General features: G+C 73.5%; 19 protein-coding genes. 8 read left to right on the forward strand and 11 right to left on the reverse strand.

Annotated features, from left to right (window positions below; translation table 11 throughout):
• Positions 1–56: 56 nt before the first annotated feature.
• Positions 57–422, reverse strand: a complete 366-nt coding sequence (locus ACIA3K_RS01090; protein ID WP_396798242.1) for a hypothetical protein — start codon at positions 420–422, stop codon at positions 57–59.
• A gap of 324 nt (positions 423–746) precedes the next feature.
• Here ACIA3K_RS01090 and ACIA3K_RS01095 point away from each other — a divergent pair, with 324 nt between their 5' ends.
• A complete protein-coding gene (locus ACIA3K_RS01095; RefSeq protein WP_396798243.1) occupies positions 747–1,706 on the forward strand; it encodes a TIGR03557 family F420-dependent LLM class oxidoreductase in 960 nt (319 codons plus the stop codon).
• Positions 1,707–1,791: 85 nt separating this feature from the next.
• Here ACIA3K_RS01095 and ACIA3K_RS01100 read toward each other — a convergent pair whose 3' ends face one another.
• The 5 genes from ACIA3K_RS01100 to ACIA3K_RS01120 all read right to left on the reverse strand — a co-directional run bounded on the left by ACIA3K_RS01100 (position 1,792) and on the right by ACIA3K_RS01120 (position 10,233).
• The gene (locus ACIA3K_RS01100; protein ID WP_396798245.1) at positions 1,792–3,306 is read right to left on the reverse strand and encodes a hypothetical protein; all 1,515 of its coding nucleotides are present in this window, start codon (positions 3,304–3,306) and stop codon (positions 1,792–1,794) included.
• 171 nt (positions 3,307–3,477) lie between these two features.
• Positions 3,478–5,574 carry an amino acid transporter gene (locus ACIA3K_RS01105; RefSeq protein WP_396798246.1) on the reverse strand — a complete coding sequence of 699 codons (2,097 nt, stop codon included), beginning with the start codon at positions 5,572–5,574 and terminating at the stop codon, positions 3,478–3,480.
• Between the two features lie 87 nt (positions 5,575–5,661).
• Positions 5,662–6,063, reverse strand: a complete 402-nt coding sequence (locus ACIA3K_RS01110; protein ID WP_396798247.1) for a hypothetical protein — start codon at positions 6,061–6,063, stop codon at positions 5,662–5,664.
• 363 nt (positions 6,064–6,426) lie between these two features.
• Positions 6,427–7,197, reverse strand: coding sequence for a DUF5995 family protein (locus ACIA3K_RS01115; protein ID WP_396798249.1), 771 nt, complete (start codon positions 7,195–7,197; stop codon positions 6,427–6,429).
• 135 nt (positions 7,198–7,332) lie between these two features.
• Positions 7,333–10,233 carry an AAA family ATPase gene (locus tag ACIA3K_RS01120; protein ID WP_396798250.1) on the reverse strand — a complete coding sequence of 967 codons (2,901 nt, stop codon included), beginning with the start codon at positions 10,231–10,233 and terminating at the stop codon, positions 7,333–7,335.
• Between the two features lie 193 nt (positions 10,234–10,426).
• Between ACIA3K_RS01120 and ACIA3K_RS01125 the strand changes: the two genes are divergently transcribed.
• Positions 10,427–12,538 carry an AAA family ATPase gene (locus ACIA3K_RS01125; RefSeq protein ID WP_396798251.1) on the forward strand — a complete coding sequence of 704 codons (2,112 nt, stop codon included), beginning with the start codon at positions 10,427–10,429 and terminating at the stop codon, positions 12,536–12,538.
• A gap of 41 nt (positions 12,539–12,579) precedes the next feature.
• Here ACIA3K_RS01125 and ACIA3K_RS01130 read toward each other — a convergent pair whose 3' ends face one another.
• Positions 12,580–13,398, reverse strand: coding sequence for a class I SAM-dependent methyltransferase (locus tag ACIA3K_RS01130; protein WP_396798252.1), 819 nt, complete (start codon positions 13,396–13,398; stop codon positions 12,580–12,582).
• 116 nt (positions 13,399–13,514) lie between these two features.
• Here ACIA3K_RS01130 and ACIA3K_RS01135 point away from each other — a divergent pair, with 116 nt between their 5' ends.
• Both ACIA3K_RS01135 and ACIA3K_RS01140 read left to right on the forward strand, forming a co-directional pair.
• Positions 13,515–16,784, forward strand: a complete 3,270-nt coding sequence (locus ACIA3K_RS01135) for a BTAD domain-containing putative transcriptional regulator (protein ID WP_396798253.1) — start codon at positions 13,515–13,517, stop codon at positions 16,782–16,784.
• Positions 16,785–16,867: 83 nt separating this feature from the next.
• Entirely contained in the window at positions 16,868–17,560 is a 693-nt protein-coding gene (locus ACIA3K_RS01140) for a hemerythrin domain-containing protein (RefSeq protein ID WP_396798254.1), read from the forward strand.
• A gap of 157 nt (positions 17,561–17,717) precedes the next feature.
• Here ACIA3K_RS01140 and ACIA3K_RS01145 read toward each other — a convergent pair whose 3' ends face one another.
• The 4 genes from ACIA3K_RS01145 to ACIA3K_RS01160 all read right to left on the reverse strand — a co-directional run bounded on the left by ACIA3K_RS01145 (position 17,718) and on the right by ACIA3K_RS01160 (position 21,329).
• The gene (locus tag ACIA3K_RS01145; RefSeq protein ID WP_396798255.1) at positions 17,718–18,284 is read right to left on the reverse strand and encodes a dienelactone hydrolase family protein; all 567 of its coding nucleotides are present in this window, start codon (positions 18,282–18,284) and stop codon (positions 17,718–17,720) included.
• Between the two features lie 55 nt (positions 18,285–18,339).
• Positions 18,340–19,449, reverse strand: a complete 1,110-nt coding sequence (locus ACIA3K_RS01150; protein ID WP_396798256.1) for a nucleotide disphospho-sugar-binding domain-containing protein — start codon at positions 19,447–19,449, stop codon at positions 18,340–18,342.
• 55 nt (positions 19,450–19,504) lie between these two features.
• On the reverse strand, positions 19,505–20,812 hold the full coding sequence (paaK, locus tag ACIA3K_RS01155; protein ID WP_396798258.1) for a phenylacetate--CoA ligase PaaK: 1,308 nt from the start codon (positions 20,810–20,812) through the stop codon (positions 19,505–19,507).
• A gap of 67 nt (positions 20,813–20,879) precedes the next feature.
• The gene (locus tag ACIA3K_RS01160) at positions 20,880–21,329 is read right to left on the reverse strand and encodes a MarR family transcriptional regulator (RefSeq protein ID WP_357118380.1); all 450 of its coding nucleotides are present in this window, start codon (positions 21,327–21,329) and stop codon (positions 20,880–20,882) included.
• Positions 21,330–21,465: 136 nt separating this feature from the next.
• Between ACIA3K_RS01160 and ACIA3K_RS01165 the strand changes: the two genes are divergently transcribed.
• The 4 genes from ACIA3K_RS01165 (at position 21,466) to crcB (ending at position 24,499) form a co-directional block, all read left to right on the forward strand.
• Complete coding sequence (locus tag ACIA3K_RS01165) at positions 21,466–22,689, forward strand: MFS transporter (protein WP_396798260.1); 1,224 nt, start codon at positions 21,466–21,468, stop codon at positions 22,687–22,689.
• A 140-nt stretch (positions 22,690–22,829) separates the two neighbouring features.
• Positions 22,830–23,588 (forward strand): class I SAM-dependent methyltransferase, encoded by a 759-nt coding sequence (locus ACIA3K_RS01170; RefSeq protein WP_396798262.1) that lies wholly within the window; start codon positions 22,830–22,832, stop codon positions 23,586–23,588.
• A gap of 75 nt (positions 23,589–23,663) precedes the next feature.
• Positions 23,664–24,140, forward strand: coding sequence for a fluoride efflux transporter FluC (locus ACIA3K_RS01175; protein ID WP_396798264.1), 477 nt, complete (start codon positions 23,664–23,666; stop codon positions 24,138–24,140).
• On the forward strand, positions 24,137–24,499 hold the full coding sequence (gene crcB / locus ACIA3K_RS01180; protein ID WP_396798265.1) for a fluoride efflux transporter CrcB: 363 nt from the start codon (positions 24,137–24,139) through the stop codon (positions 24,497–24,499). Before ACIA3K_RS01175 ends, crcB begins: the two co-directional genes overlap by 4 nt.
• The last annotated feature ends 56 nt before the right edge of the window (positions 24,500–24,555 follow it).

A 24,555-nucleotide genomic window follows, 5' to 3' on the forward strand; every position in this document is an offset into this window, starting at 1 on the left:
GACCGCGGGCCCGTTACCCCCGACGCCGGGGGTAACGGGCCCATCTGCGAGCTGGTCTACCCGAGGCAGGTGACGACGGCCGTCAGGTTTTGAGCCGTGGTCCCCCGGTTGGAGCCTCGTACCGCCCAGCCGTTGCCCGACGCGAACGAGTCAGTGATGAAGATGTCGAACCCGGATGTCTGTCCGCCTCCTCCGGTGACGATCGTGCCGGCGGGGCAGGTGGCGAAGGAGATGTTGTTCGCGCCCGCCACCACTGTCACGGGAGTCCCTGTCGTTTGCGACAATGCGGTCATCCCGGACGGCTTCTTGTTCGCGGCGGGACTGGTGTCAGCCGCGTTCGCCCCGCTCAGAGGAACGACCAGCAGAAGACCGCTGACCGATAGTGCCGCTGCGCTGCTGATGAACAACTTCTTCTTCTGCACGCCTGGTTCTCCCATCGAGAGACATTCGACCGGACGGTCCGCAGCAGGTTACTAACAGCCAGCGATCGGATTACATCGATGTATGCAGATCTACAGATGGGCACAAGTTCGAGACATGACCCCGGCCGGCAACAAAGGCGCGACCGATCTCGACCTTCCACCCACTCACCGACCCGGGCACCGTCGGCACCGGCACCGACCGCCCCCCACGTGCCGGGAATGTTTCCGGCGTGAAAACTACGGGCGGGCACAGGGGGCTGGTTTGTCGGTCCTGCGGTCGGGAACCGACTGCCGTCAGGGCCGGGACGGATCGGGGGCGCGCCAATGCAGATCGGCTACAAGCTGGCCTCGGAGGGTTTCGGGCCGCAGGAGATCATCCGCCAGGCCGTCCGGGCCGAGGAGGCCGGTTTCGACTTCGTCGAGATGAGCGATCACTACCACCCCTGGCTGGAGGCGCAGGGCCACTCGTCCTTCACCTGGAGCGTCCTGGGCGCGATCGCGACGCGCACCAGCACGCTGCGCCTCGCCACCGGCGTCACCTGCCCGACGGTGCGCTACCACCCGGCGATCATCGCGCAGGCGGCGGCCACCATGGCGCTGATCTCCGATGGACGGTTCACCCTCGGCGTCGGGGCGGGTGAACGGCTCAACGAACACGTCGTGGGACAGGGCTTCCCCAGCGTACGGGGACGGCACGAACGGCTGCGCGAGGCGCTGGAGATCATCCGACTACTCTGGCAGGGCGGCTACCAGTCGTACGAGGGGCGGCACCTGCACCTGGAGGAAGCCCAGGTCTTCGACCTGCCGGACACCCCGCCCGTGATCGCCGTCGCGGCCAGCGGGGAGGCATCGGCCCGGCTCGCCGCCGAACTGGGCGACGGACTCTTCGCCACCGATCCGGACGCCTCGGTCGTCGAGCACTACCGGCGCGCCGGCGGATCGGGCCCCCGCTACGCCGAGGTGCCGCTGGCCTGGGCCACCGACGAGCAACAGGCGGTACGGGCGGTGTTGCAGAAGAGCCGCTGGATGGTCACCGGGTGGAAGGTGATGAGCGAGCTGCCGAACCCGGTGAACTTCGACGCGGCGAGCGCGCACGTCGAGGAGAAGCACGTCCGGGCGCTGTTCGCCGTCGGCCCCGACCCCGAGGCGCACGTGGCGAAGGTCCGGTCGTACGTCGACGCCGGCTTCGACCACATCGTGCTGCAGAACGCCGGTCCGGACCCCGACGGCTTCCTCGACTTCTTCGCCACCGACCTGTCCGGGCGGCTGCGCGCGCCGAGCTGAGCGGCCGCACCCGCGCACGAGCACGCCCGCCCGGACGGCTGTCCGGGCGGGCGTCTGCGCGCTCAGGATGGAGGACGGGTGGAACTCAGCGGAAGCAGTGCGCGATCGGTACGGCGCTGCCCTCGCAGTTGGTCGGCTCGTTCTCGACGACCACGCTCTCGTCGTCGATCTTCACCTGGGCGTGCTCGGCGAAGATGCCGCCCGGCTTCACCGTGGCCGCGTTGTGGGTGACCTTGCTCGTGTAGAGCGCCACCGCGCCCGCGGTGGCGTAGATGCCGCCACCCTTGGACGTCGCGCCGACCGCCTCGTTGCCGGTCACGTCGCTACCGCGCACGAGCAGGTTGGACTTCTCGGTGTAGATGCCCGCCCCGATGCCGTGCGTGGTGTTGCCGGCCACCACGCTGTCGTCGAGGGGCAGCAGCCCCTTGACGGTCGAGATGCCGCCGCCGTTGACGGTGGAGGTGTTGCCGCGGATGGTCATCTTGCGCATCACCAGCACCGCGTCGGAGTTGGCGGCGCCGCCGCCGACCTGCGCGGTGTTGTTCAGCAACTCGGTGTCGTACACCTTGGTCCGGGCCGAGAAGCTGGCCAGGCCACCGCCCTGCCCGGCGCTGTTCTGCGCGAAGCTGGTGCTCTCCACGTCGGCCGCGCCCCGGTAGTTGCCGAGCCCGCCGCCGTAGCCGTTGGCGCTGTTGTGCTGGAACTCCGAGCGCTTCAGCGTCAACACTCCGCCGTTGAGCAGGCCCCCGCCCTTGCCCGCGGCGCCGGAGGCGCTGTTGCCGATGAACGTGGAGTCGGTGACCACCATATTGCCGTCGTTGAAGATCCCACCGCCGCCGCCCTCGGGCGACAGCGACGTGCTCTGGGTGACGGTGACCCGTTCCACCACGGCCGTCGCGCCGTGCACGACGTGCACGCTGCCGCCCTCGATGGCCGAGCGGCCGTTGTGCAGCTCGACGTCGCGCAGGGTCAGCTCGCCGCCGTCGCGGACGGTGAAGAACCGGAACGCCTCGGCCTGGGCGTCGCGGGCGATCGTCGCGCCGGCGCCGTCGATGGTGATGGGCTGGTAGATCACCGGCAGGCCGGCCGTGTCGTCGGCCGGGTTGTGCGGCGGGGCGTCGGCGTCCCCGGGGGTCTCCGCCGCGTCGGCCTGCTCCCGGGCGTCCCGGATCCCGCCGTCGTACTGGTCGGTCTCGTGGAACGCCTCGGTCAGCGTGTATCGGCACCGGGGCGCGAGCCGCAGCTCGGCGCCGCCCTCCGCGTTGGCCGCCACCAACGCGGCCACCAGCTTCGCCGCGTCGCAGGGCACCTCGACCACGCCGTGCTTGCCGGTGCCCGGCGTCTGCGGCCGGGCCCGCTCGGCGTCCTCCCCGCCGCGCTCGGGGCTGGACCGCTCGCCGGAGCGCCGGTCGTCGTCGCGGTCGGCGGCGGTCAACCGGCCCAGGACGCCGAGGGAGAGGTCACGGTCGGCGGCGGCCGCGACGCCGGCCACCCCGGCCGCGCCCACCACCAGGCTCCCCGCCAGGAGCCCGCCGGCTAAGAACCATCGGGACCGCCGTCGAGGTCGAGCTGGGCGGTCTCCTGGTCGGTACGTGGACATCCGGTTCCTGCCTTCCTGCGTACGTGCCATGACCGCGTCCCATTTCGGGCGCGGGGGGCCGGACGTGCCGCCGGCCACCAGAGGTCACGATATGACCGCAATACGGACAGGGAGGTGTGAACGTGAATAGTGCTGCCATTCATCTTTTTCGGTACCAGACGGCGCGTGCCCTCAGCCGCCGACGTGGATACCCGGGCGGCGCAGCGGGTCCGGCTCGGTACGGCGGATGATCTCCCGCACCACCGGTGGGGTGTCCCCGCGGCCGAGGATCAGGTACCGCAGCAGGTGCGCGATCGGGCTCCCCTCGGACCACTCGAAGTGCGCGTGCGGGCGTACCCCGGTCGCGTCGCGCAGCGCGAGCAGGATCGCGGCGATCGCGTTCGGCGCGGCCGCGCTGCTGGCCCGCAGCACCCGGAAACCCCCCACCTCCACCCCGTGCACCCGCAGCACCTGACTGAACCCCGACGGGTCCACCACGTCGATCTCCAGGAACAGCACGTCGGACGCGCCGGGCACCGGGTTCATGCCGCGCTGCGCCCGCTCCTTGAGCGTGTACTCCTTCAGGGACCCGCCCTGGCGCTTGTTCGCGATCAGGTGCAACTGGCCGTCGTGGGCGAGCGACTCGGTGATGAACCGTCGGGCCGCCTCGTCGAACTCGATCCGTTCGGCGCGCAGCTCCGTGGTCCGGGTGACCCGGGAGACCAGGGACACCGCGATGATGCCGAGGATGAACAGCGCCGAGATGGTGATCCCGTCCGGCTTCTCGATGACGTTCTCCACCAACGCGTACAGCAGCACCAGCGTCAGCACGGTGAAGCCGACGGCGCCGGCGCGCTGGCGGTGCCGGACCGCGGAGATGGTCACCGCCACCGCGCCGGACACCATCATCGCCAGGATGCCGGTGGCGTACGCGCCGGCCTGGGCGTTGACGTCGGCACGGAAGGCGACCGTGAGGGCGACGCTGACGACGGTGTAGACGATCACCACCGGACGTACGGCGCGAGCCCACTCCGGAGCCATGCCGTACGAGGGCAGGTAGCGGGGCACGATGTTGATCAGCCCGGCCATCGCCGACGCGCCCGCGAACCAGAGGATGAGCACGCTGCTCAGGTCGTAGACGGTGCCGAACCCCTCACCGAGGTACGCGTGCGCCAGATACGCCAGCGCCCGTCCGTTCGCCGCCCCACCCGGCCGGAACTCGGCGGCCGGAACGAGCGCGGTGGTCACGAACGTCGTCGAGATGAGGTACACCGACATGATCAGCGCGGCGGTGGTGAGCAACCGCCGGGTGTTCCGGATCCGGGCGGCGAGCCGGGCCTCCCGGTCCGGTCCGTCGGCCGCCACCAGGGGCATCATGCTGACTCCGGTCTCGAAGCCGGACAGGCCCAGCACCAGCAGCGGAAAGGCCAACACGGCGGTGAGCAGCACGTCGGCGGGTCCGCCGCCGCTCGCCGTCAGCGCCGCCGTCCAGTTCGACACGATGCTGGGATCGCCGGCGATCCGGGCCACCGCGACCACCACGATCACCGCGTTGAGCACGAGGAACACGGCCACCAACGGGATGGCGACCACCACCGCCTCACGGAAGCCGAGCAGAAACACCCCGCCGAGGACGAGCAGCAGTGCCACGGTGACCAGCACCGGCACCGCCGGGCCGTGCAGGGCGTCCGGCAGGAACGGGTTCTCCAGCAGGTGCACCGTGGCGTCGGCCGAGGACAGGGTGATCGTGATGATCCACGAGGTGGCCACGAACCCGAGCAACACGAGCACGAAGATCTTGCCCCGCCAGAACGGCAGCAGGCGCTCCAGCATCGCCACCGAACCCTGCCCGTGCGGGCTCTCCTGGGCGACCCGCCGGTACATGGGCAACATGCCGAACAGGGTCAGCGCGACGATCAGCAGGGTCGCCAGCGGAGACAGCGCGCCGGCGGCCACCGCCGCGATGCCCGGCAGGTACGACAGGGTCGAGAAGTAGTCCACGCCGGTCAGGCACATCACCTGCCACCAGGCGTGCCTGCGGTTCTGCCCCTCGCTCGTCTCCGGGCCCGGCGGCTGTACCTGGTGCTCGAAAAGCCACCGCCGCAGCGGGCTGGCCGGCGGCGTCGAGCGGGCCGGGCTGTCCACCCGCTCCGGCACCACGACACCCGGCCGACCGCCCGGGTGCGGCCGGGCCGGGTCGCGGGCCGCGCGCAGGGCCGGGTCCGGCCCGGTCGGCGTGTGGCGTCGTCCGCCCCAGCGTCGCGGTCTCGCCCGGTGCTCGTCAGCCATCGCCCGTCCCACCCTCGCAGGTCCTGATCCGACCGTAGGTGCCAGCCCACGGCCCGAGCGGCCGAACGGGACAGGCAGATGGGCTGCTCAGGGCAGGTCCGGTCCGCCGAGCAGCCGAGCCAGGGCCGCCGGGTCGGCAACGGTGACCGTGGCCGCCGGGTGCCGGGGCCAGCCGGCGGGCGCCAGGGCCGGCACCGGTACGCCGAAGCGCACGCAGACCCCTGCCTGCGCGCTGCTGCCGAAACTGACGCCGCCGTCGGCAAGCGACAGCCGTGGGCCGATCACCCGCCACCACCGGTACGGCCCGCCGACCTCGGCGCCGAGCACGTTGTCCCGGCCGGTCCGCAGCCGCCACGGCCCGTACCGGATCTCCAGGTCCCGGTCGTCGACGGCGACCCAGGCCGTCGCCGGGCGGACCCCCACCAGCGCCAGTGCCGGACGGAACGCCGCGTCGAAGCGGAACGGAAACCGGGTCGGTGTGTCGGTCATCGGGCACCCGGCCGGGCCGCCGGCCGCGGGACCGGGCCGCCCGGGCGCAGCGGACCGGGCCGCGCGGGACGAGGTCGGGCAGCGGGACGACGCCGGGCCAGGACGGTCATGGCGCGGGCGTACCCGGAACTCATCGGTCGACACCCCCGGATTCGCCGCACCCGCCGCTCCCCCGCCGCCGGCCGGCACCCCCCGGGCCGGCCGACGACGGCGGACGGTCGACACCCCCCGGGCCGACCGGCCGACTCCCCGGCCGCCGCCGACGGATGCCGGCGGACCGCGCGGGGAGGTGGAGCGGGCGGGTGGTTGCGCCCCCGCGCTCCGCCGCCCCCACGGGCGGAGCGCGGGGACCCCCCGTCCCGGCTACTGCAGGAACGCCCCGAGGGGCGAGAGCAGCAACCGTCCAAGCGCAGCGGCGTTGTCGTCCAGCCGCAGACGCTCGCACTCTCGGGCGTCCGGATCGTGCCGGCACCGCCAGATCTTCTGCGCGTTGCGCCACGCGACATCGCGGGTGTACTCGACCAGTTCCCCCTGGTACCAGTCGTCGATGTCGCCGTTGAGCATGTCGATGAGCAGCTGCCACCGCTCCAGGTAGCCCCGGCGCAGACCGGGGATCTTGTCGGCGAAGATGTTGTTGATCTGGAGGTAGTCGTGGTGCTGGTCGGTGCCGTCGACCGGCTCCGACTCGAGGTGGTCGAACGTCGTCACCAACGCGAACGGCAGGTCGAAGTTGATGTGCGCATTCACACCGGCCGCCGCCGACGGCAACGGGCGGGCGTCGGGCCCCCGCATCCGCGAGAACAGACACGACCACGCCTTCGGCGTGCCCGGACTGGAGTCGGTCCAGAGCCGCAGGGCGTCGAAGTAGCGGGCCGCGAACTCGACGTCCAGCCGGGAGAGGAAGACCGGATCGACGAAACGGTCGTCGTACAGGCCGTCCAGCACACTGCTGGTGATCGTCAGGTACAACCTGTTGAAGTCGGCGAGCGGGCAGCTCGCCTCCAGCGGCGGCAACCGCACCAGCAGGTCCTGAAGCTTCGTGAGATGGTCGACCACCGCCGGCACGTCCGCCGGGTGATCGGCGAGCAGGTCGACGATGTCCCGGTGCACGGGCCCCCAGACCGGTTCGGTCATCTCTCCTCCATGATGTCGTTGCGCCTGCGCGACGCCGCCGACGGGCCACAGCCTCTCAGCCGGCAACCGCCGCCGGGATCAGTAGAACGACGTATCCCCGGCGCACACGGGCGCCGGGGATACGTAGGGGTGTGGTCAGCCGCGCGCGTTACGCAGGTGGATCGCGCTGGCCTGCACACGGGTGCGGACCTGCAGTTTGTCGAAGATGTGCGACACGTGCACGCCGATGGTCCGCTCGCTGATGAACAGCCGCTGCCCGATCTCCCGGTTGGTCAGCCCCTCGGCGACGAGCGCGAGCACCTCCCGCTCCCGCACGGTGAGAGTCGCCAACTCGTCGTCGGCCGGATCGACCGATCCGCCGGCACGCGTGCCGTCGGCGCTGTCCCGCTCCTCAAGGGACACCCGGGCCCGCCCGGCCAGCTCCCGGATCTCCGAGGTCAGCGGCACCGCGCCCAACGCCTGCGCCACCCCGTACGCCTCCCGGAGCAACTTGCCCGCGGTGGCCACCCGGCTCCGTCGGGCCAGCAGGGCCTCGGCCTGGCGCAGCCGCGAGTACGCCGCCGGGTAGGGGTGGTTACGCCGGTCCCACTCGGCGACCGAGGCGGCCCACAGCTCCGGGTCGCTGCCGTCCAGGCGGCTCACCTCGGCGGCGCACAGCGCCAGGAAGCCGTCCACCACCGACCGCACCGGTCGGGCCGCGGACGCGCTCTTGCGCGCCACCCGCTCGGCCACGTCCCGCAACCGGCGTACCGCCGTCGGGTCCACCTCGACGGCACGGCTGGCGTGCGCCTCCGCCTCGGCGCGCAACCCGTGCCAGACCAGCGCGGACAGGATCGTCACGTCGTCCGAGCGGCTCTCGGTGAGGCCGCGCTGCACGGCCTGGCGCGCCACGTCGTGCCGGCCCTCCCACATCGACAGCCCGGCGCGCAGGGTGAGCAGCGGGATGACGTGTCGGGCGCCGCCTCCGGCGAGCACCGTCGCCACCGCGTCGAGGTCCCGGTCCGCGGCCGCGATGTCGCCGTAGCCCACCGACAGCCGGCACCGGGCCAGCAGCAGCTCGACGGCGTCCGCCCCGGACGGTCGGTGCCGCAGCGCGGCGGCCACCACCTTCTCCGCCTCGGCCCACTGCCCCACCCGGAATAGCCCGTTGGTGGCGATGGCCAACAGGCGGGTCTCATAGGTACGCCCGAGGCCCAGCTCGGCCACCCGCTCGGCGCCCCGGCGGGCCACCACGACACCCTCTTCGAGGATGTTCAGCGGCCCGGTCATCAACTCCGCCAGGTGCAGGTACGCGCAGGCCACGTCCTCCGGCTGGCCGGAGCGCTCGGCGGTCTCCAGGGCCTGACGCACGACGGCCAGCCCGGCCTCCGGGTCCTCCAGGTAGGCGTCGCTGAAGCCGAGCGCCGAGCTGGCGAGCACCACCTCGGTGGTGGACCCCTCCACCTCGGCGGCCAACGCCAGCGCCTCCCGCGCGCGCCGGCCCGCGTCGGCGTACCGGCCCAGGTGCAGCAGCAGTTCGGCGAGCCGCGCGGCGGCGGTCGCCCGGCTCTGTGGCGAGCAGTCCGCCGCGTCGAGGGCCCGCTCGTACTCCTTCTCGGCGAGAGCGGAGCGGCCCGCGGCGGCGAGGTATCGCGCCCGGCGGATGTGCAGCTCGCAGCTCGGCGCGCCACCCCCCACCGCGACCAGTTCCTCCAGCAACGCCAGGGCGCGGGCGTGCTCACCGCAGTGGTGGGCCGCCTCGGCCGCGTTGCCGAGCAGCTCGACCCGGCCCACCTCCGGCGAGCCGGAGTCGCCGGCCAACTGCAACGCGACCGTCCAGTGGCGGTGCGCCTCGGCGTAACCGTGCAGCCGCTCAGCCTCCTGCGCGGCGCCCACCGCGGCGGGCAACGCCCGGGCCGGCTCGCCGGCCAGCCGCCAGTGATGCGCCAACCGGGCCTGCCGCAGCTCGCCCGGCGCCGCGGTGAGCGCCTCGGCGTAGCGGCGGTGCAGCCCGGAGCGTTCGGCGGGCAGCAGCTCGTGCGCCAGCACCTCGGCGACGAGTCGGTGCCGCAGCCGGTAGCCGTCGTCGGCGCTCACCAGCAACCGGTGCGCGACCGCAGCCCGGGCGGCCTCGATCAACTCGCCGTCGGGCAGGTGCAGCACCTCGGCCAGCAACCAGTGCTGCACGGGCTCGACGCCCGCCGCCACGGCATGCACCACGGCGTGCGCGTGCTGCGGCAACGCGTCGACCCGGTCGAGGAAGATCTCACGCAGCGTCTCGGACAGCCCGTCCCGCCCGTCCCGCAGGTCGCGTGCCAGCTCCTCGATGACGAACGGGTTGCCGCCGCTGCGCTGCCAGACCTGCTCGGCCGCCTCGACGGGAAGCGGCCGGCCCACCACCGCGGCGGCGAGCTGTTCGGTGTCGGCACGGTCCAGCGGGGACAGGTCGAGCACCCGTACCGTCCGTAGCCGGCGCAACTCGGTCAGCACGCGGCGCAGCGGGTGCGCGCCCTGCAACGATTCGGCGCGTACCGCGGCCAGCACCGAGAGTTGCAGGTCACCCAGACCGGCCAACAGGTACAGCAGGAGCTGTCGGGTGCTGCGGTCGACCCACTGCAGGTCGTCGAGGATCAGCACCAGCGGTCGCCCCTCGGCGATCAGGTGCAGACCCCGGGAGACGCGTTCCAGCAGCGTGCCCGCGCCGTCCGGGCCGCCGGTCTCGTCGGCGAACACCTGCAACAGCCCACGTACGGCCGAGGAGGTGCGCGCCTGAGCGGCGGTCAGGTCGGCGTCGAAACGCCGCAGCGCCTGGAGCAACGGGTGCAGTGGGGAGGCGTCGCCGATGTCCAGGCAACTGCCGGTCAACACCAACGCACCCGCCGCACGCAGTCGGACGCCGACCTCGCCGAGGATCCGGGTCTTGCCCACACCGCTCTCGCCGGTGAGGAAGACCGCGGCCGTCTGTCCCTGTGCCACGTCACCGAGAAGCGCCGACCGAACCGTCTGTACCAGCTCGGTCCGGCCCACGAGCGGTGCGGTGTCCACATCGCTGGCCATGGCACGCAGCCTAATCACAGGCCCCCCGACCGTTCTACGGCCATCTGCCGCTTGTGGTACTCCTCGCGTCGACATTGCGACTAAAGGTTGCGGGTGGCCGACATACGTCGTTCTGCCGATCCCCTGTCGGCCCAGGGATGCCAATCTCCGAGGGTCGTCAGCCCATCACCGGGGAAGGTCGGGTGCGCCACCCATGATCACCATCGTCGCCGACACACAGCGGACCGACCGCCCACACTGGCCGGTGCCCGAGGAACGACGGACGGTCAGCGTCCTCTTCGTCGACATCGTCGGCTCCACCGCGCTTGTCGACCAGCTCGACCCCGAGGACGTCCGTGCCCTGCAACGGGCCTACTTCGAACGGGTCGCCGGTGTGCTGAACCGCTGGCACGGCGTGGTGGAGAAGTACGTCGGCGACGCGGTGATGGCGCTGTTCGGGGCACGGCACTCCGACGGCTTCGACGCGTACCGGGCGGTGCGGGCCGGGCTGGAGATCCAGGCCGCGCTGGACCGCCGTCCCATCCTCGGCGACATCGCCCTGCGGGTGCGTGTCGGCATCGCGACCGGCGAGGTGGTGGTCGACCTGGGCGACGCGGTCAGCGGTGGTCACGGCGTGGCCAGCGGCGCGGTGATCACCACCGCGGCCCGCCTACAGGGGTACGCGGCACCCGGCGGTGTCGCGTTGTGCGCGGTCACCGCGCGGGCCACCGCCGGTCTCATCGCCCAGCGTCAACTCGCGCCGATGCCGGTGGCCGGCCGGTTGGCGCCGATGCCCGTGTGGCACGCCAGCGGTCCCGCCCGTCCCGGCGTCGACCGGCACGACGGCCCGCTCATCGGGCGTCGCCGGGAACTGGTCGGCATCGGCGAGCAGGTGAGCGAGGCACTGCGCACGCGCGAACCGCGCTGGATCTCCCTCGTCGGTCCGAGCGGCAGCGGCCGCAGCCGGTTGCTGCACGAGCTGAGCCGGACGCTGCACACGGTGGACGGGCTGCCGGTGCGCTGGTGCGTGGTGCGCTGCCCGCCGTACCCCGATCAGGTCCTCGCGCCGGTTGCCGAGCTGGTCCGCGTCCTGGCCGGCACCCGTCCCGGCGACGGCCCGGCGGCGGTCCGCGAACGCCTGACCGACACCCTGACGCCGCTGTACCCGCCCGACCGCGTCGCGGCGGCGGTGCCGGCGCTGCACCGGCTGCTGACCACCCCGGACGCCTCGGCCGAGGCGTTCGCCGCCGCGGCGATCTGCCGCGACGCCCTGCTGCGGCTGGCCGCTCACCGGCCGCTCGTCGTGGCCGTGGACGATGTGGACCGTGCCGCGCCGGCCGTGAGTCGCTTCCTGCACGACCTGTTCACCGCGGCCACGGCGTGCGGCGTGCCGCTGGCCGTGCTCACCGTGCACCAGCCGCAGTGGACCGACACCCGACCGGGCCCCGCCCGGCGGGTGCCGATCCGACCGTTGGCCGCCGTCCAGTCCGGCCGCCTCCTGCGCCACCTGCTGACCCGCGCCGGGCAGCCGGTGGCCCTGGTCGACCGGCTGCTGCCGCTGATCGGCGGCCGTCCCGGGCACGCCGTCGCATACGTCACCTCGATCGCGGCGGGCGCGGACCCGACGACGCTGCCCGAGGGGGTACGTCGCAGCACCGGCGCCGAGCTGGACCGGCTCGGCGGTGAGGGCAGGGCGGTGCTGATGGCCGCCGGCACCCTCACGGGCATGCTCTCCGGCCCGGCCGTCGACCGGGCACTCGGTTGGCGGCCGGGACGGTCCGCTCCCCTGCTGGGCGCCCTCGTCTCCGCCGGACTGCTGCGCGTCGACCACGTCCGGGGGTACGCGTTCGTCGCGCCGGCGCTGCGTCAGGTCGCCGCCGAGCGTCTTCCCCACGCCCGGCGCGCCATGCTCACCCGGCGGGCCGCCGAGAATCGGGCATCCGACACCGTCGGCGAACTCGCGGCGCTGCCGTCCGCCGGTCAGCGGCGGCGCGGCGCCAACCCGCCGGGGCCGACGGCCGACCGCCCGCCGACTCTCCGACCGCTTCGCACCGCCCCGGAGGCCGGCACGCCCGCCGCGCCGACGCGCCCGGACGACCGCGCGCCGGTCCGCCGCCGACTGCGCGCGGTCACGGCGGACGTGCCGGCGGCCGGGACGAGCCGCCGTGGTACCCCGTGGCAGGCGGGTGTCGCGTCGCTGACCGTAGCTTCGGGGACGCCTACCCCCGTCGGCCGCGCCCGGACGCCGCTGCGCCCCAGCCGCGCCCAGGCCGGATTCCGATTACCGGTGACGCCCCCGCTGCGCGACCTGGCCGCCTCGGCCTGACGGCGGCGATCCAGCCACGGGCGGCGATGGCGGCTGCCGTGCTACGGCACGGAGGCAGACGCCAACAGCGCGGCGGTGGGCAGGGCGAGCAGACCGTCCGCCTCCCGGTAGGCGGCGGTCAGGTCGTCGTAGGCGGCCCGGATGCGGGCAATCACGGCCGGCGGCTGGGCCTCCATCAACAGCCCCGGACCGCTGATGCCGTTCGCCGGCCCGCTCCACCAGGCCTCGGGGTCGGTGCGGTGCACCCAGGTGATCGTCTCGCCGCGCACGTCGACGAGGCCGGCCGCGTCGAGCAGACCGGTCAGCCCTTCGACGGTACGGGGAAAGTTCCGGTCCGGGTCCACAGTCGGCGCGGGCGCGGCCGGCCCCACCCCGGCGGCGGCGAACACCTCGCCCCACAGTCGCTGCGCCCGCGGCGGTGGGTGCGGCCACGTCGTCACGGCGATCCGGCCCGCCGAGCGCACGACCCGCCGCAGCTCGGTGACCGCTGCGGCCGGGTCGCCCACATGGTTGATGACGAAGTTCGCCACCGCCGCGTCGAACCGCCCGGCGTCGAACGGAAGGCGCGGCAGGGCCGCGAGGCGCACCTGCTCGGCGTACGGGAGCCGACGGCGCGCCAGGTCCACCATGCTGGGTTCCGCGTCGACCGCCACCACGCTGGCGCCGCGTGCGCACGCCAACCCGGCGACAGTCCCCGAGCCGGTGCCCACGTCGAGCAGTCGGGTGCCGACGCCCACGGTCGCGGCGTCCAGCAGCGCGTCGGCGGGATGCGCGCACAGCAGTGCGAAACTGCCGTCGAAGGCCGCCGCCCGCCCGGCCCAACGTCGCCGCTCGTGCTCGTCGTAGGCGGTGGTCACCACAGCCGTACCCCCTGGATCGTGACGGTGCCGCCCCGTAGCGAAAGGCCGAGGGTTCGGTGGGTACGGCGGATCGCCCGACGCCGTTGACTAGGATTGGCGCAGTCATGCTGCTACGGGTGCTGGGACCGCTCGAGGTCGAGGTCGACACGGGCGGACCGACCGACCTCGGCGGCCCCCGTCAACGCGCCGTGCTCGCGCTGCTGCTGGCGGCCCGCGGCGAGGTCGTCTCCGTCGGCCGGATGATCGAGTTGCTGTGGCGGGGTGGCGCCCCACCACGGGCGATCGTCTCGCTCCAGGCGTACGTCTCGCACCTGCGCCGCGTGGTGGAGCCGACCCGCGAGCGCCGGGCGCCGGCGCGGGTCCTGGTCACCGTGCCACCCGGGTACGCCCTGCGGGTGCCGGCCGACGCCGTCGACGCCGGCCGGTTCGAGTCGCTGCTGGCCGAGGCCCGCGCGGTCAGCCCGACCGACCCGGAGCGGGCCCGTCGGCTGCTCCGCGCCGGGCTCGACCTGTGGCGCGGCCCGGCGTACGCCGAATTCGTCGGTGAGCCGTGGGCGCAGCCGGAGGTGCTGCGGCTGGAGGAGCTGCGACTGGTCGCCCGGGAGCTGCTGGTCGACGTGACCATGCGCGGCGGCGGCCCCGCCGAGGCGGTGCCGGAGGCGGAGCTGCTGACCCGCCAGGCGCCACTGCGGGAGGAGGCGTGGCGGCTGCTGGCTCTGGCGTTGTGGCGTACCGGCCGGCAGGGGGACGCGCTCGCCGCGCTGCGGCGGGCCAGGGCGACCCTGGTGGACCAGCTCGGCCTGGACCCCGGCCCGGCGCTGGTCGAGGTCGAGGCCGCGATCCTGGGCCAACGCCTGGACCTGCTCCCGCCGGCCGCCGCGACGACGGCCGGCGGGGCCGAGCGGCCGGAGGAGATGTTCGTCGGCCGGGAGGCCGAGCTGGCGGCTCTCGGACAGGCAGCCGCCGAGGCGCGGGCACGTGGCCCGCGTGTCGCGCTGGTCAGCGGGGAGGCGGGCGCCGGCAAGACGCGTCTGCTCAGCCGGTTCGTCGAGGACCTGAGCGCCACCGGCTGGCTGGTCGCGCTCGGTCGCTGCCCCGAGGTCGAGGGCGCCCCGCCGGCCTGGGCGTGGGTCGAGGCGCTCCGGCACCTCGCGCTCCAGGCGCCGCCCGGTGCTCTCGCCCCGGCGCTCGCACCGCTGCTCGACGACGGCGACGGGGAGGTCGGTGGGGACGTCACCGCCGGCCGGTTCCGGCTGCACCGCGCCGTGGCCGCCTGGTTGGACGCGGCGGCCGCCGGCCGACCGGTCGCCGTCGTGCTCGACGATCTGCACGCCGCGGACGCCGAGACGCTGCTGTTGTTGACCAGCGTGGCCGAGACGACGGCGGGCGCGGTGCTGTTCGTCGCGGCGTTACGGCCCGCCGACAACGCCGAACGGCTCGCCGACACCATGGCCGTCCTGGCCCGCCGGTCGCCGCAGCGGATCGCGCTGGGCGGCCTGGCGACACCCGAGGTCGAACGGCTGCTCGGCGCGCTGGCCAGGACCACCGTCGATCCGGACACCGTTGCCGCGTTGGCCGAACGCACCGGCGGCAATCCCTTCTACGTCCGCGAGTCGGCCCGGTTGCTCGCCGCCGAGGGCACCCTCGTCGCCACCTCCGATGTGCCCGAGGGCGTACGCGACGTGCTGCGCCGGCGACTCGCCCACCTGCCGTCGGCGGCGGTGTCGGTGCTGCGCCTCACCGCGACCGTGGGCCGGGAGGCGGACGTACGGACACTCGTGGACGCCTCCGGCGCCGACGAGGGCACCGTCCTGGGCGGGCTGGAGGCCGGGTTGAGCGCCGGTCTGCTCACCGAGCCGGCGCCGGGACGGGTCCGCTTCGTCCACGGTCTGGTCTGCGACACCATCTACCGCGACCTGCCGCAGTTACGGCGCACCCGTCTGCACGCCCGTATCGCCGCCGTCACCCGGCGGCTCGACCCGGACGACTACCCGGCCCTGGCGTACCACTACTCGCGCGCCGCGTCGACCGACACCGCGCCCCTCGCCGTCGAGTACGCCGTCCGCGCCGCCGAGCTGGCCGAGCGTCGGTACGCGTACGACGCCGCCATCGAACTGCTCGGCAACGCCGTCGACGCGGCCGCGTCGGTGCCCGGGGACCGGGACGCGCTCCGGGTCGACCTGCTGGGCCGGTTGCTGCGCGCCCAGGCCCGGGCCGGCGCGGTGGCCGCCGCCCAGCAGACGCGGACGCGGGCCGTCGACATCGCCATCGCGGCCGGCCGCGACGAGCTGCTCATCGCGGCCTTCACCGCGTGGACCGTGCCGAGCCCCTGGCTGCGCCACGCGTACGGCGCCGTGGACCACACGGCCGTCGAGCTGCTCACGCGGCTGTTGCGCGCCGACCACCTGGACCCGGTCACCCGGTGCCGGCTGCTCGACGCGCTCGCCACCGAGCTGGACGGTGAAGCGGACCCGCGCGGCGTGGCGGCCGGCCGGGAGGCCGTGGCGGTCTCCCGGCGGCTGGACGATCCCGAGCTGCGCGCCCTCGCGCTGGCCGCCCGCGCCCGCACCATGAACTACGAGTTGGAGGCCTCGCAGCGCCTGGACCTGGCCGGGAAGCTGCGGGACCTCGCCGACGAGCACGGCCTGGTGACCTGGCGCTGGGTCGCCGAGCAGGTGGTCGGTCACTGCGCCGCCGCGCTCAACGACCCGGAGCAGCTCCGGGCCAGCGTCACGCGGCAGGGGCGGCTGGCCGAGACGTACCAGCTCAAGGAGGCCCAGGTGCTGTACCTGTGCTCCCTGGCCGTGCTCGCGCACGTCGCCGGTGACTTCGGGACCGCGCGACGGCACTACGACGAGGTCGCCGAGCAGATGCGGCGGCAGGGGTCGCTGCACGCCGAGGCCTTCCACTACCTCGCCGTGGCGACCCTGCTGATGAGCCAGGGCCGTTTCGGCGAGCACGTGGAGGCGACCCGCCGGATGCGGCCGTCGTTGGGGCCGATCGTGGACGACCTGCTGGCGTTGGCGCTGATCGAGAGCGGCCGGGTGGACGAGGCACGGGCCATGCCGATCGGCCGGCACACCTACCGCCCCGACTACTTCCAGTCGTCGCTGCTGAGCGTACGGGCGATGGTGATCGTGGCCCTGGGTCGGCGGGACCTGGCGCAGCCGGTGATCGACGCGCTGCTCCCGTTCCGTGATCAACTGGCCGGGCTCTCCACCACGGCGGCCGTGGTACGGCCGGTCGCGCTGACGCTCGGGGAGCTGTTCCGCCTGGCGGGTCGTACCGAGGAGGCCGCGGAACACTTCCGGCTGGCGGCGGCCCTGGCGCGGCGGTGGGAGTCACCGCACTGGCTGGCCCAGGCGACGGCGGCGCTGGCCGACTGACTCCCTCCCGATTCCAAGTGGGTTCCAAGTGGCGGCGCGAATGATCGTCTTGTTCGACCCACCGAATCCTTGGAAAGGGAACCGTGAACCAGACCAACCAGGAAGCGATGGCCGACGTCCGCGACATGTACATGGTGCACATCATGTTCCGCCGCGAGCTCGGCCTGCTCCCGCAACTCGTCCGCGGTGTACCGCCGGGCGACGCGAGGCGTGCGGAGGTCGTCGGCGCCCACGCCGCGCTCCTGTGCCAGCAGTTGCACCTGCACCACGAGGGTGAGGACCTCTTCCTGTGGCCGCTGCTCGCCGAGCGCGGTGGCGCGGAGGCGGCCGCCGTCGTCCCCGCGATGCAGGCCCAGCACCACGCCATCGAGCAGGCCTACGAGGCGGTCGTCGCACTGCTCCCCGCCTGGCGTTCGACCGGACAGAACGGCGCGGCGGTCGCCGACGCCGTGGAGCAGCTCCGGACCGTGGCGGCCGAGCACATGGCCCTGGAGGAGGCCGAGATCCTGCCGATGGCGCAGCGGTACGTCACCGCGGCCGAATGGGCCAAGCTCGGTGAGCACGGGCTCAACGACACCCCGAAGAAGGACCTGCCGCTGATCTTCGGAATGGCGATGTACGAGGGCGACGCCGCGGTGATCAAGGCGGTGCTCACGCACGCCCCGCTGCCGGCGCGGCTGCTCATGCCGATCGTCGGACCCCGGCTCTACCGCACGTACGCCAAGCGCGTCCACGGCACGGCCACGCCCCCGCGCATCGGCGCGAACGCGAGCTGAACACCCGGCTCGTGGGATAGATCGCGCCGACGAGGGGGTGGCGCGGTCGACGCACGTCGACCGTCACCGGCGAATTGGGGGCGCCGGCGACGGACGTCGCCGAGCCGGGGTGGCAAGGCGGCAGGGGCGACGCCTGACCGCGCGCGTAGACGCGTGGTCAGGCGTCGGCCAGAAAGGCCAGCACCCGGGGCCAGGCCGCCGTGGCGGCGTCCGGGGCGTACTCGCTCAGGGCCGGGTCGGTGAACAGGTGGCCCACGCCGGGGTAGCGGAACACCGTCAGGTCGGCACCGGCGTCGGCCATCGCCCGTTGCCACTCGTCGATCTCGTCCGGCGCGTCGTACGGGTCCGGGTCGGCGACGTGCAACTGCACCGGCAACCCGGGCCGCACCACGTCCGGCGCACCGCCGGTGCCGTGCAGCAGGAGCAGACCGGCGGCGTCGGGGCGTTCGGCGAGCAGCGCCCCGGCCACCCCCGCGCCCATCGAGAAGCCGGCGAGGACCGTCTGCGGCGGCAGGTCGCGCAGCGCCGCGCGGGCTCGGTCGAGCACCAGCTCGTGGCCGATCTTGTCGAGCAGCGCGAAGCCGTCCTCGACGGTGTCGGCGGCGGGAACGCCGTACAGGTCGGGCGTCGTGACCTGGTGCCCGGCGGCGCGCAACCGGTCGGCGGCGGCGCGGACGGCGGGCCGCAGCCCGTACACGGAGTGGTAAAGCACGACGTGGCGCATCCGGTCATCCTGCCGCCGGCGGGCCGACGACCGGCGGGGACACGCGGGGGTGGGCTCAGACCAGCGCCGTCAGCCGGGCGATCAGGGCCGACGGCGGTGGCATCGCGGCGATCTCCTGGCTGACCTGCACGGCGGCGGTCCGCAGGGTCTCGTCGGTGAGGAGCCGGGTCAGCGTGCGTGCGGTGATGTCGGCCGGGCGGGACGCGAGACCCGCGCCCCGGCGGGCCACCAGCTCCGCGTTGTGCCGCCGGTCTCCCGGGCCGACGGTGGCCAGTTGCGGCAGTCCGGCGGCGAGGGCGCCGAGCGCGCTGCCCGCGCCCCCGTGGTGGACCAGCGCCGCGCTCGCCGGCAACGCTTCGTCGAGCGGGATCCAGTCGACGACCCGGACGTTGTCGGGCAACGGACGGGCCGCCGTACGTCGATCGGGTCGGACCAGCACGATCTCGGCGTCCACGTCGGGCGCGGCCGCGACCACGGCGGGCATCGGGCCCCGGTCGCCGGGGCCGGTCAGGGTGCTGCGGGTAACCAGGATCCGGGGCCGCTCGGCCGGCTCGCGCAGCCAGTCCGGCAGCTCACCGCCGCCCACGTAGGAGGTGTGGCGCATCGGCCAGCCGTCCTGGGTCGCGACGCTTTCTGGCGCCACGGCGAGGGCGGCGGCCGGGGCGGGCAGCTCGGACAGGCCGTGCCGGCGCAGCGCGGCGCCGAGCTGGGCCACGGTGGCGGCGACCAGCTCCCGGCCGTCGAAGAGGCTGTTCTCCTGGCGTACGGCGGGCACGCCAAGCAGTGCGGCGGCCACCGCCCCGGCGACCGCGAACGGCTCGTGGAGCACCAGGTCGGGTCGCCACCGCGTCGCCAGCGTGACGACCGGATCGGTGAGCTGGTCGTTGAGGGCACCGAAGATCAGGCCCGCGCCCCGGGTGCCCGCGTTGCCGGCCATCTCGGCTCGGGCGATCAGCGGGTGGCGCAGGAGGACCCGCAGCGCGATCCGGCCGAAGTCGAAGCCCGGCGCGATGTCGTGGACGGCCAGACCGGCGTCGGCGGCGGCCAGGGCGCCGCCGCCGGTGGCCAGCAGCACGTCGTGACCGGCGTCGCGCAACGCGACCGCCAGCGGCACCAGCGGGAAGGCGTGCCCGACCAGCGGAGCGGAGACCACCAGCACACGCATGGCGTCGATCCTATGTCGACACCGGCGGACCCGTTGTCCCGCTGACCGGGCGGGGTCAGCCGGCCCGTCGCTGGTCGACGATACGGCGCATCTTGCCCATCGACCGCTCCACCGCGTCCGGGGCGAGCACGTCCACGGTCACGCTCACCCCGATCGTGTTCTTCACCAGCTCCACCAACGCGACGCCCGCCCGCTCGGCGGCGTCGACGGCCACGTCGGCGCGCCGCTCGACCCGTACGGTGAGGGTGTCCAGCCGGCCCTGCCGGTCCAGGACGCACTGGAAGTGCGGCGAGAGCTGGGGCGTCCGCAGGATCAGCTCCTCGATCTGGGTGGGGAAGACGTTCACTCCCCGCACGATCATCATGTCGTCCGTCCGGCCGGTGATCTTCTCGATCCGGCGCATGGGGCGCGCGGTGCCGGGCAACAGCCGGGTGAGGTCGCGGGTGCGGTAGCGCACGACCGGCATCGCCTGTTTGGTCAGTGAGGTGAGCACCAGTTCGCCCTGCTCGCCGTCGGGGAGCACCGCGCCGGTGACCGGGTCGATGATCTCCGGGTAGAAGTGGTCCTCCCAGAGGTGCAACCCGTCCTTGGTCTCGACGCACTCGGTGGCCACGCCGGGGCCCATCACCTCGGAGAGGCCGTAGATGTCCAGCGCGTGGATGTCCAGGCGCTGCTCCATCTCACGGCGCATGTCCTCGGTCCACGGCTCCGCGCCGAAGATGCCGACCCGCAGCGAGGTGCCGCGCGGGTCGACGCCCTGACGTCGCATCTCGTCGACGATGGCGAGCATGTAGCTGGGCGTCACCATGATGATCTCGGGCTCGAAGTCGCGGATCAGCATGACCTGCCGCTCGGTCATGCCACCGGAGACGGGGATGACCGTGCACCCCAACTCCTCGGCGCCGTAGTGGGCGCCCAGGCCGCCGGTGAAGAGTCCGTAGCCGTACGCGACGTGCACCCGGTCGCCGGGTCGTCCGCCGGAGGCGCGGATGGACCGGGCCATCAACCGGGCCCAGGTGCGCAGGTCGTCGCGGGTGTAGCCGACCACGGTGGGCCGGCCGGTGGTGCCGGAGGACGCGTGCAGTCGGGCTACCTGCTCCCGGGGTACGGCGAACATGCCGAACGGGTAGTTGTCGCGCAGCTCCGCCTTGCCGGTGAACGGGAAACGGGCCAGGTCGGCGAGGTCCCGGCAGTCGTCGGGGTGCGCGCCGACGGCGTCGAAGGCCCGGCGGTAGTGCGGCACGTTGTCGTACGCGTGCCGCAGCGACCAGCGCAGTCGCTCGCGTTGCAGGGCGCGCAGCTCGTCGACGTCGGCGCGCTCGATCGGCTCCAGTTCCTCGAGTGCCGGGGTGCGGTCCTGCATCGCGTGCCTCCCTTGGTGCGGCGATCCCGGGTACCGTACGCCCGTCGTCGTCAGGCTGACCCGACGGTCAGCGGACGGCCGGCAGCCGGTGCAGGGCGTCGACAAGTGGCGCCAACTCGGGGGTGGCGTGCGCCTCGGCGAGCGCGTCGGTGAGTACCCGGTCGTGGGTGGGCCGGGCGCGGGCGAGCAGCTCGGACCCGGCCGGGGTCAGCTCGGTGTAGATGCCGCGCCGGTCGTCGGCGCACAGGATGCGGGTCAGCAGTCCGCGCTGCTCCAGACGGGTGACGAGACGGGTCGTGGCGCTTCCGGAGAGCGCGGCGGCGCGGGCGAGTTGGCTCATCCGCATGTGCCAGCCGTCCTGACGCGACAGCGCGTCGAGCACCGTGTACTCGACGACGGACAGCTCGTGGCCGGCCTGCAGCGCCCGTTCCAGGGACGCCTCGATGAGCCCGTGCAGGGCGGCGAGGGTGCGCCAGCCCTGGGCGCGGATCTCGACCGCGTCGTCGGCGATGCCCATGTCGGCCTCCTGGGTGTGATCTAACCGGAGCCCAGGCTACCACGCTTGCGCTTATATAAAGCGCGTGCAAGTATCTCATTGTTAACGCGTGTAGTTGCACACGCTGCACATCTGACCCCTCCCCGATGGGAAGACCATGTCCGCACGCCAACAGTCCCTGCCGCCCGGCCTGATCGCGCTGGCCATCGGCGCCTTCGGTATCGGCCTCACCGAGTTCGTGATCATGGGGTTGCTGCCCGAGGTGGCCGCCGACTTCGCGGTCACCGAGCCGGTCGCCGGCTGGCTGATCTCCGGCTACGCGCTCAGCGTGGCCGTCGGCGGAGTCGCTCTCACCGCGGCGGTGACCCGACTGCCCCGTAAGCCCGTACTGCTCGGCCTGATGGTGCTCTTCATCGTCGGCAACCTCCTCTCCGCCGTCGCCGGCAACTATCCGGTGATGATGGCCGGTCGCGTCGTCGCCGCGCTCTGCCACGGCGCGTTCTTCGGCATCGGCGCCGTGGTGGCCGCCGGCCTGGTCGCGCCGGCCCGTCGCGCGGGCGCCATTGCCATGATGTTCGCCGGACTGACCATCGCGAACGTGCTCGGCGTACCGTTCGGCACCTTCCTCGGGCAGCACTTCGGCTGGCGTTCCACGTTCTGGGCGATCACCGCCATCGGCGTGGTCGCCCTGATCGGGTTGGCCGTGCTCATCCCGGCCCGCGACACCGCCGACGCCGACCGCCCCGCCACCGGGCTGCGCGGCGAGCTGGGAGCCTTCACCCACACCCAGGTCTGGCTGTCGCTGGTGATCACCGTCCTCGGCTTCGGTGGGATGTTCGGCGCGTTCACCTACATCGCCTATACCCTCACCGAGGTCAGCGGCTTCGCCAGCGGCACGGTGCCGTGGCTGCTCGTCCTCTTCGGGGTGGGCCTCTTCGCCGGCAACCTGCTCGGCGGCCGGGCGGCCGACCGGTCACTGTCGCGCACGCTGGTCACCGTCCTGGCGGCGCTCACCGTGGTACTCGTCGGCTTCGCGCTGACCGCGACGAGCCCGGCCCTGACCATCGTCGCGCTGGTGCTGATGGGTGGGTTCGGCTTCGCCACCGTCCCGCCGTTGCAGATGCGGATCATGCACTACGCCCGCCAGGCACCGACCCTGGCGTCCGGCGCGAACATCGCCGCGTTCAACCTCGGCAACGCGCTGGGCGCCTGGATCGGCGGGGTGACCATCGCCGCCGGGTTCGGCTACACCTCGCCGATCTGGGCCGGCGCCGCGCTCACCCTGGCCGGGCTGCTGGTCCTCGTCGGGGCGCTGCGGCTGGCCCGGCGCGACAAGCCGGCGCGAACGGCCGACGAGGAGCTGACGAGCGCGGCGGCCTGATCGCCGAGACGACGACGCCGGGCCAGGCGGTTGCCTGACCCGGCGCCACCTCGATCATCGCCCTGCCATCTTCTCGCAGTTGCAAAAGATGTGCAACAAGGTCTGGACAACGCTCCGGTGCCGTAACTAGCCTTTTTCTCATGAGTCCTTACATCACCGATCCGTGGGCATGGCAGGAGAGCTGGGACCGCCAGCAGGAGGCGTACCTGCCGGACCGGGAACACCGGTTCACCGCCATGCTCGACACCGTCGACGCGGTCGTCGACGGTCGAGCGCCGCGCGTGCTCGACCTGGCGGGTGGCACCGGCACCATCTCGCTGCGCACGCTGGCCCGCTTTCCCGACGCCGAGGTGACCCTGGTGGACCTCGATCCGGCGCTGCTCGCCATCGCCCGCGCCTCGCTCGGCGGTCGCGCCGCCATCATCACCGCCGACCTCGGCGCCCCCGACTGGCACGCCGCGCTCCCCCATCGCGACTACGACGCCGTCCTCACCGCCACCGCCCTGCACTGGCTGTCGGCCGACCGGCTCGGGCAGCTCTACGCCGAACTGCGCGACGTGCTGCGCCCGGGCGGCGTCCTCATCAACGCCGATCACATGCCCGACGACGCGCTGCCGGAGCTGACCAAGCGACTCCTGGATCGGGCACGCGACCGACGCGAAGCCCGCTACGCCGCCGGCTCGATGCTGTCCTGGTCGGACTGGTGGGCCTGGGCCGGCGCCGACCCGGCGCTCGCCCCGCTGGTCGCCCAGCGGCAGACGATCTATCCAACTGGGCACAGCCCCGAGTGGACCCCGCCGGCCTCCTGGCACCTGAGCGCCCTCACGGCGGCCGGCTTCGACCAGGTCGGCACCCTCTGGCGAGGCGGCGCGGACGCGGCCGTCGCGGCCGTACGCTGAGGCCGGCGCGCGCGACCGCCGCCGTCCGTGAGCCGTACGCGGACACCGCCGGCGGCGGCAGTACGCTGAGAACCCGTGGCAGAGCCGCTGGACCCGCGCACCGACCCCGACGTCGACCTCCGGGTGCCCGCCGATCGGGGTGAGCTGACCGCGCACCCCGCGACGATCCTCGCCGCCATCGCGGCGGGCGGCGTGCTCGGCGCGCTGGGCCGGGCCGGCCTGCAACACCTCGCTCCGCACGCGTCGACCGGCTTCCCGTGGGCGACGTTCGCCATCAACACGTCCGGCTGTCTGCTGATCGGTGTGCTGATGGCGGTGCTCGGGCACCTCGGCGGCGGGCACCCCCTCGCGCGCCCGTTCCTCGGGGTCGGGATTCTCGGTGGCTTCACCACGTTCTCCACCTACGCGGTCGACATCCAGCAGGCGCTGGTCGCGGGCGCCGCGGGCACCGCGCTGACCTATCTGGCCGCGACGCTGCTCGGGGCGCTCGTCGCGGTCGCGCTGGGCGACGCCGCCACCGCCCGACTGCTGAGCGGCGCGGCGGCCCGATGACCGTCCTGCTCATCGCCCTGGGCGCGGCCGTCGGCGCTCCCCTGCGCTACCTCACCGACCGGGCCGTGCAGTCCCGGCACACCTCGGCGTTCCCCTGGGGCACGTTGACCGTCAACGTGGTCGGCTCGCTGCTGCTCGGCGCTCTCGTGGGCCTACCGGCGGGTCCGGCGGTCAGCGCACTCCTCGGCACCGGATTCTGTGGGGCGCTCACCACCTACTCGACGTTCAGCTACGAGACGCTGCGGCTGGCCAGGGGCGGCCGCCGGCTGCTCGCGCTGGTCAACGCGGCGGGCAGCGTCGCCGCCGGGCTCGCCGCGGCCAGCGCCGGCTACGCCCTGACCCACTCCCTCACGGGCTGACCCGTCCCACCAGCACGCCTTTGGCCAGGGGCGATACCGAACACCCTCAGGGTATA

This window comes from Micromonospora sp. NPDC051543 (assembly GCF_044454415.1).
Classification (GTDB): domain Bacteria; phylum Actinomycetota; class Actinomycetes; order Mycobacteriales; family Micromonosporaceae; genus Micromonospora.

Coding starts and splice junctions, on each gene's coding strand:
- crcB (WP_396798265.1), top strand. CDS start 24,137: ATGACCGTCCTGCTCATCGCCCTGGGCGCGGCCGTCGGCGCTCCCCTG.
- ACIA3K_RS01125 (WP_396798251.1), top strand. CDS start 10,427: ATGATCACCATCGTCGCCGACACACAGCGGACCGACCGCCCACACTGG.
- ACIA3K_RS01115 (WP_396798249.1), bottom strand. CDS start 7,197: ATGACCGAACCGGTCTGGGGGCCCGTGCACCGGGACATCGTCGACCTG.
- paaK (WP_396798258.1), bottom strand. CDS start 20,812: ATGCAGGACCGCACCCCGGCACTCGAGGAACTGGAGCCGATCGAGCGC.
- ACIA3K_RS01100 (WP_396798245.1), bottom strand. CDS start 3,306: ATGTCCACGTACCGACCAGGAGACCGCCCAGCTCGACCTCGACGGCGG.
- ACIA3K_RS01105 (WP_396798246.1), bottom strand. CDS start 5,574: ATGGCTGACGAGCACCGGGCGAGACCGCGACGCTGGGGCGGACGACGC.
- ACIA3K_RS01165 (WP_396798260.1), top strand. CDS start 21,466: ATGTCCGCACGCCAACAGTCCCTGCCGCCCGGCCTGATCGCGCTGGCC.
- ACIA3K_RS01095 (WP_396798243.1), top strand. CDS start 747: ATGCAGATCGGCTACAAGCTGGCCTCGGAGGGTTTCGGGCCGCAGGAG.
- ACIA3K_RS01120 (WP_396798250.1), bottom strand. CDS start 10,233: ATGGCCAGCGATGTGGACACCGCACCGCTCGTGGGCCGGACCGAGCTG.
- ACIA3K_RS01145 (WP_396798255.1), bottom strand. CDS start 18,284: ATGCGCCACGTCGTGCTTTACCACTCCGTGTACGGGCTGCGGCCCGCC.
- ACIA3K_RS01150 (WP_396798256.1), bottom strand. CDS start 19,449: ATGCGTGTGCTGGTGGTCTCCGCTCCGCTGGTCGGGCACGCCTTCCCG.
- ACIA3K_RS01160 (WP_357118380.1), bottom strand. CDS start 21,329: ATGGGCATCGCCGACGACGCGGTCGAGATCCGCGCCCAGGGCTGGCGC.
- ACIA3K_RS01110 (WP_396798247.1), bottom strand. CDS start 6,063: ATGACCGACACACCGACCCGGTTTCCGTTCCGCTTCGACGCGGCGTTC.
- ACIA3K_RS01170 (WP_396798262.1), top strand. CDS start 22,830: ATGAGTCCTTACATCACCGATCCGTGGGCATGGCAGGAGAGCTGGGAC.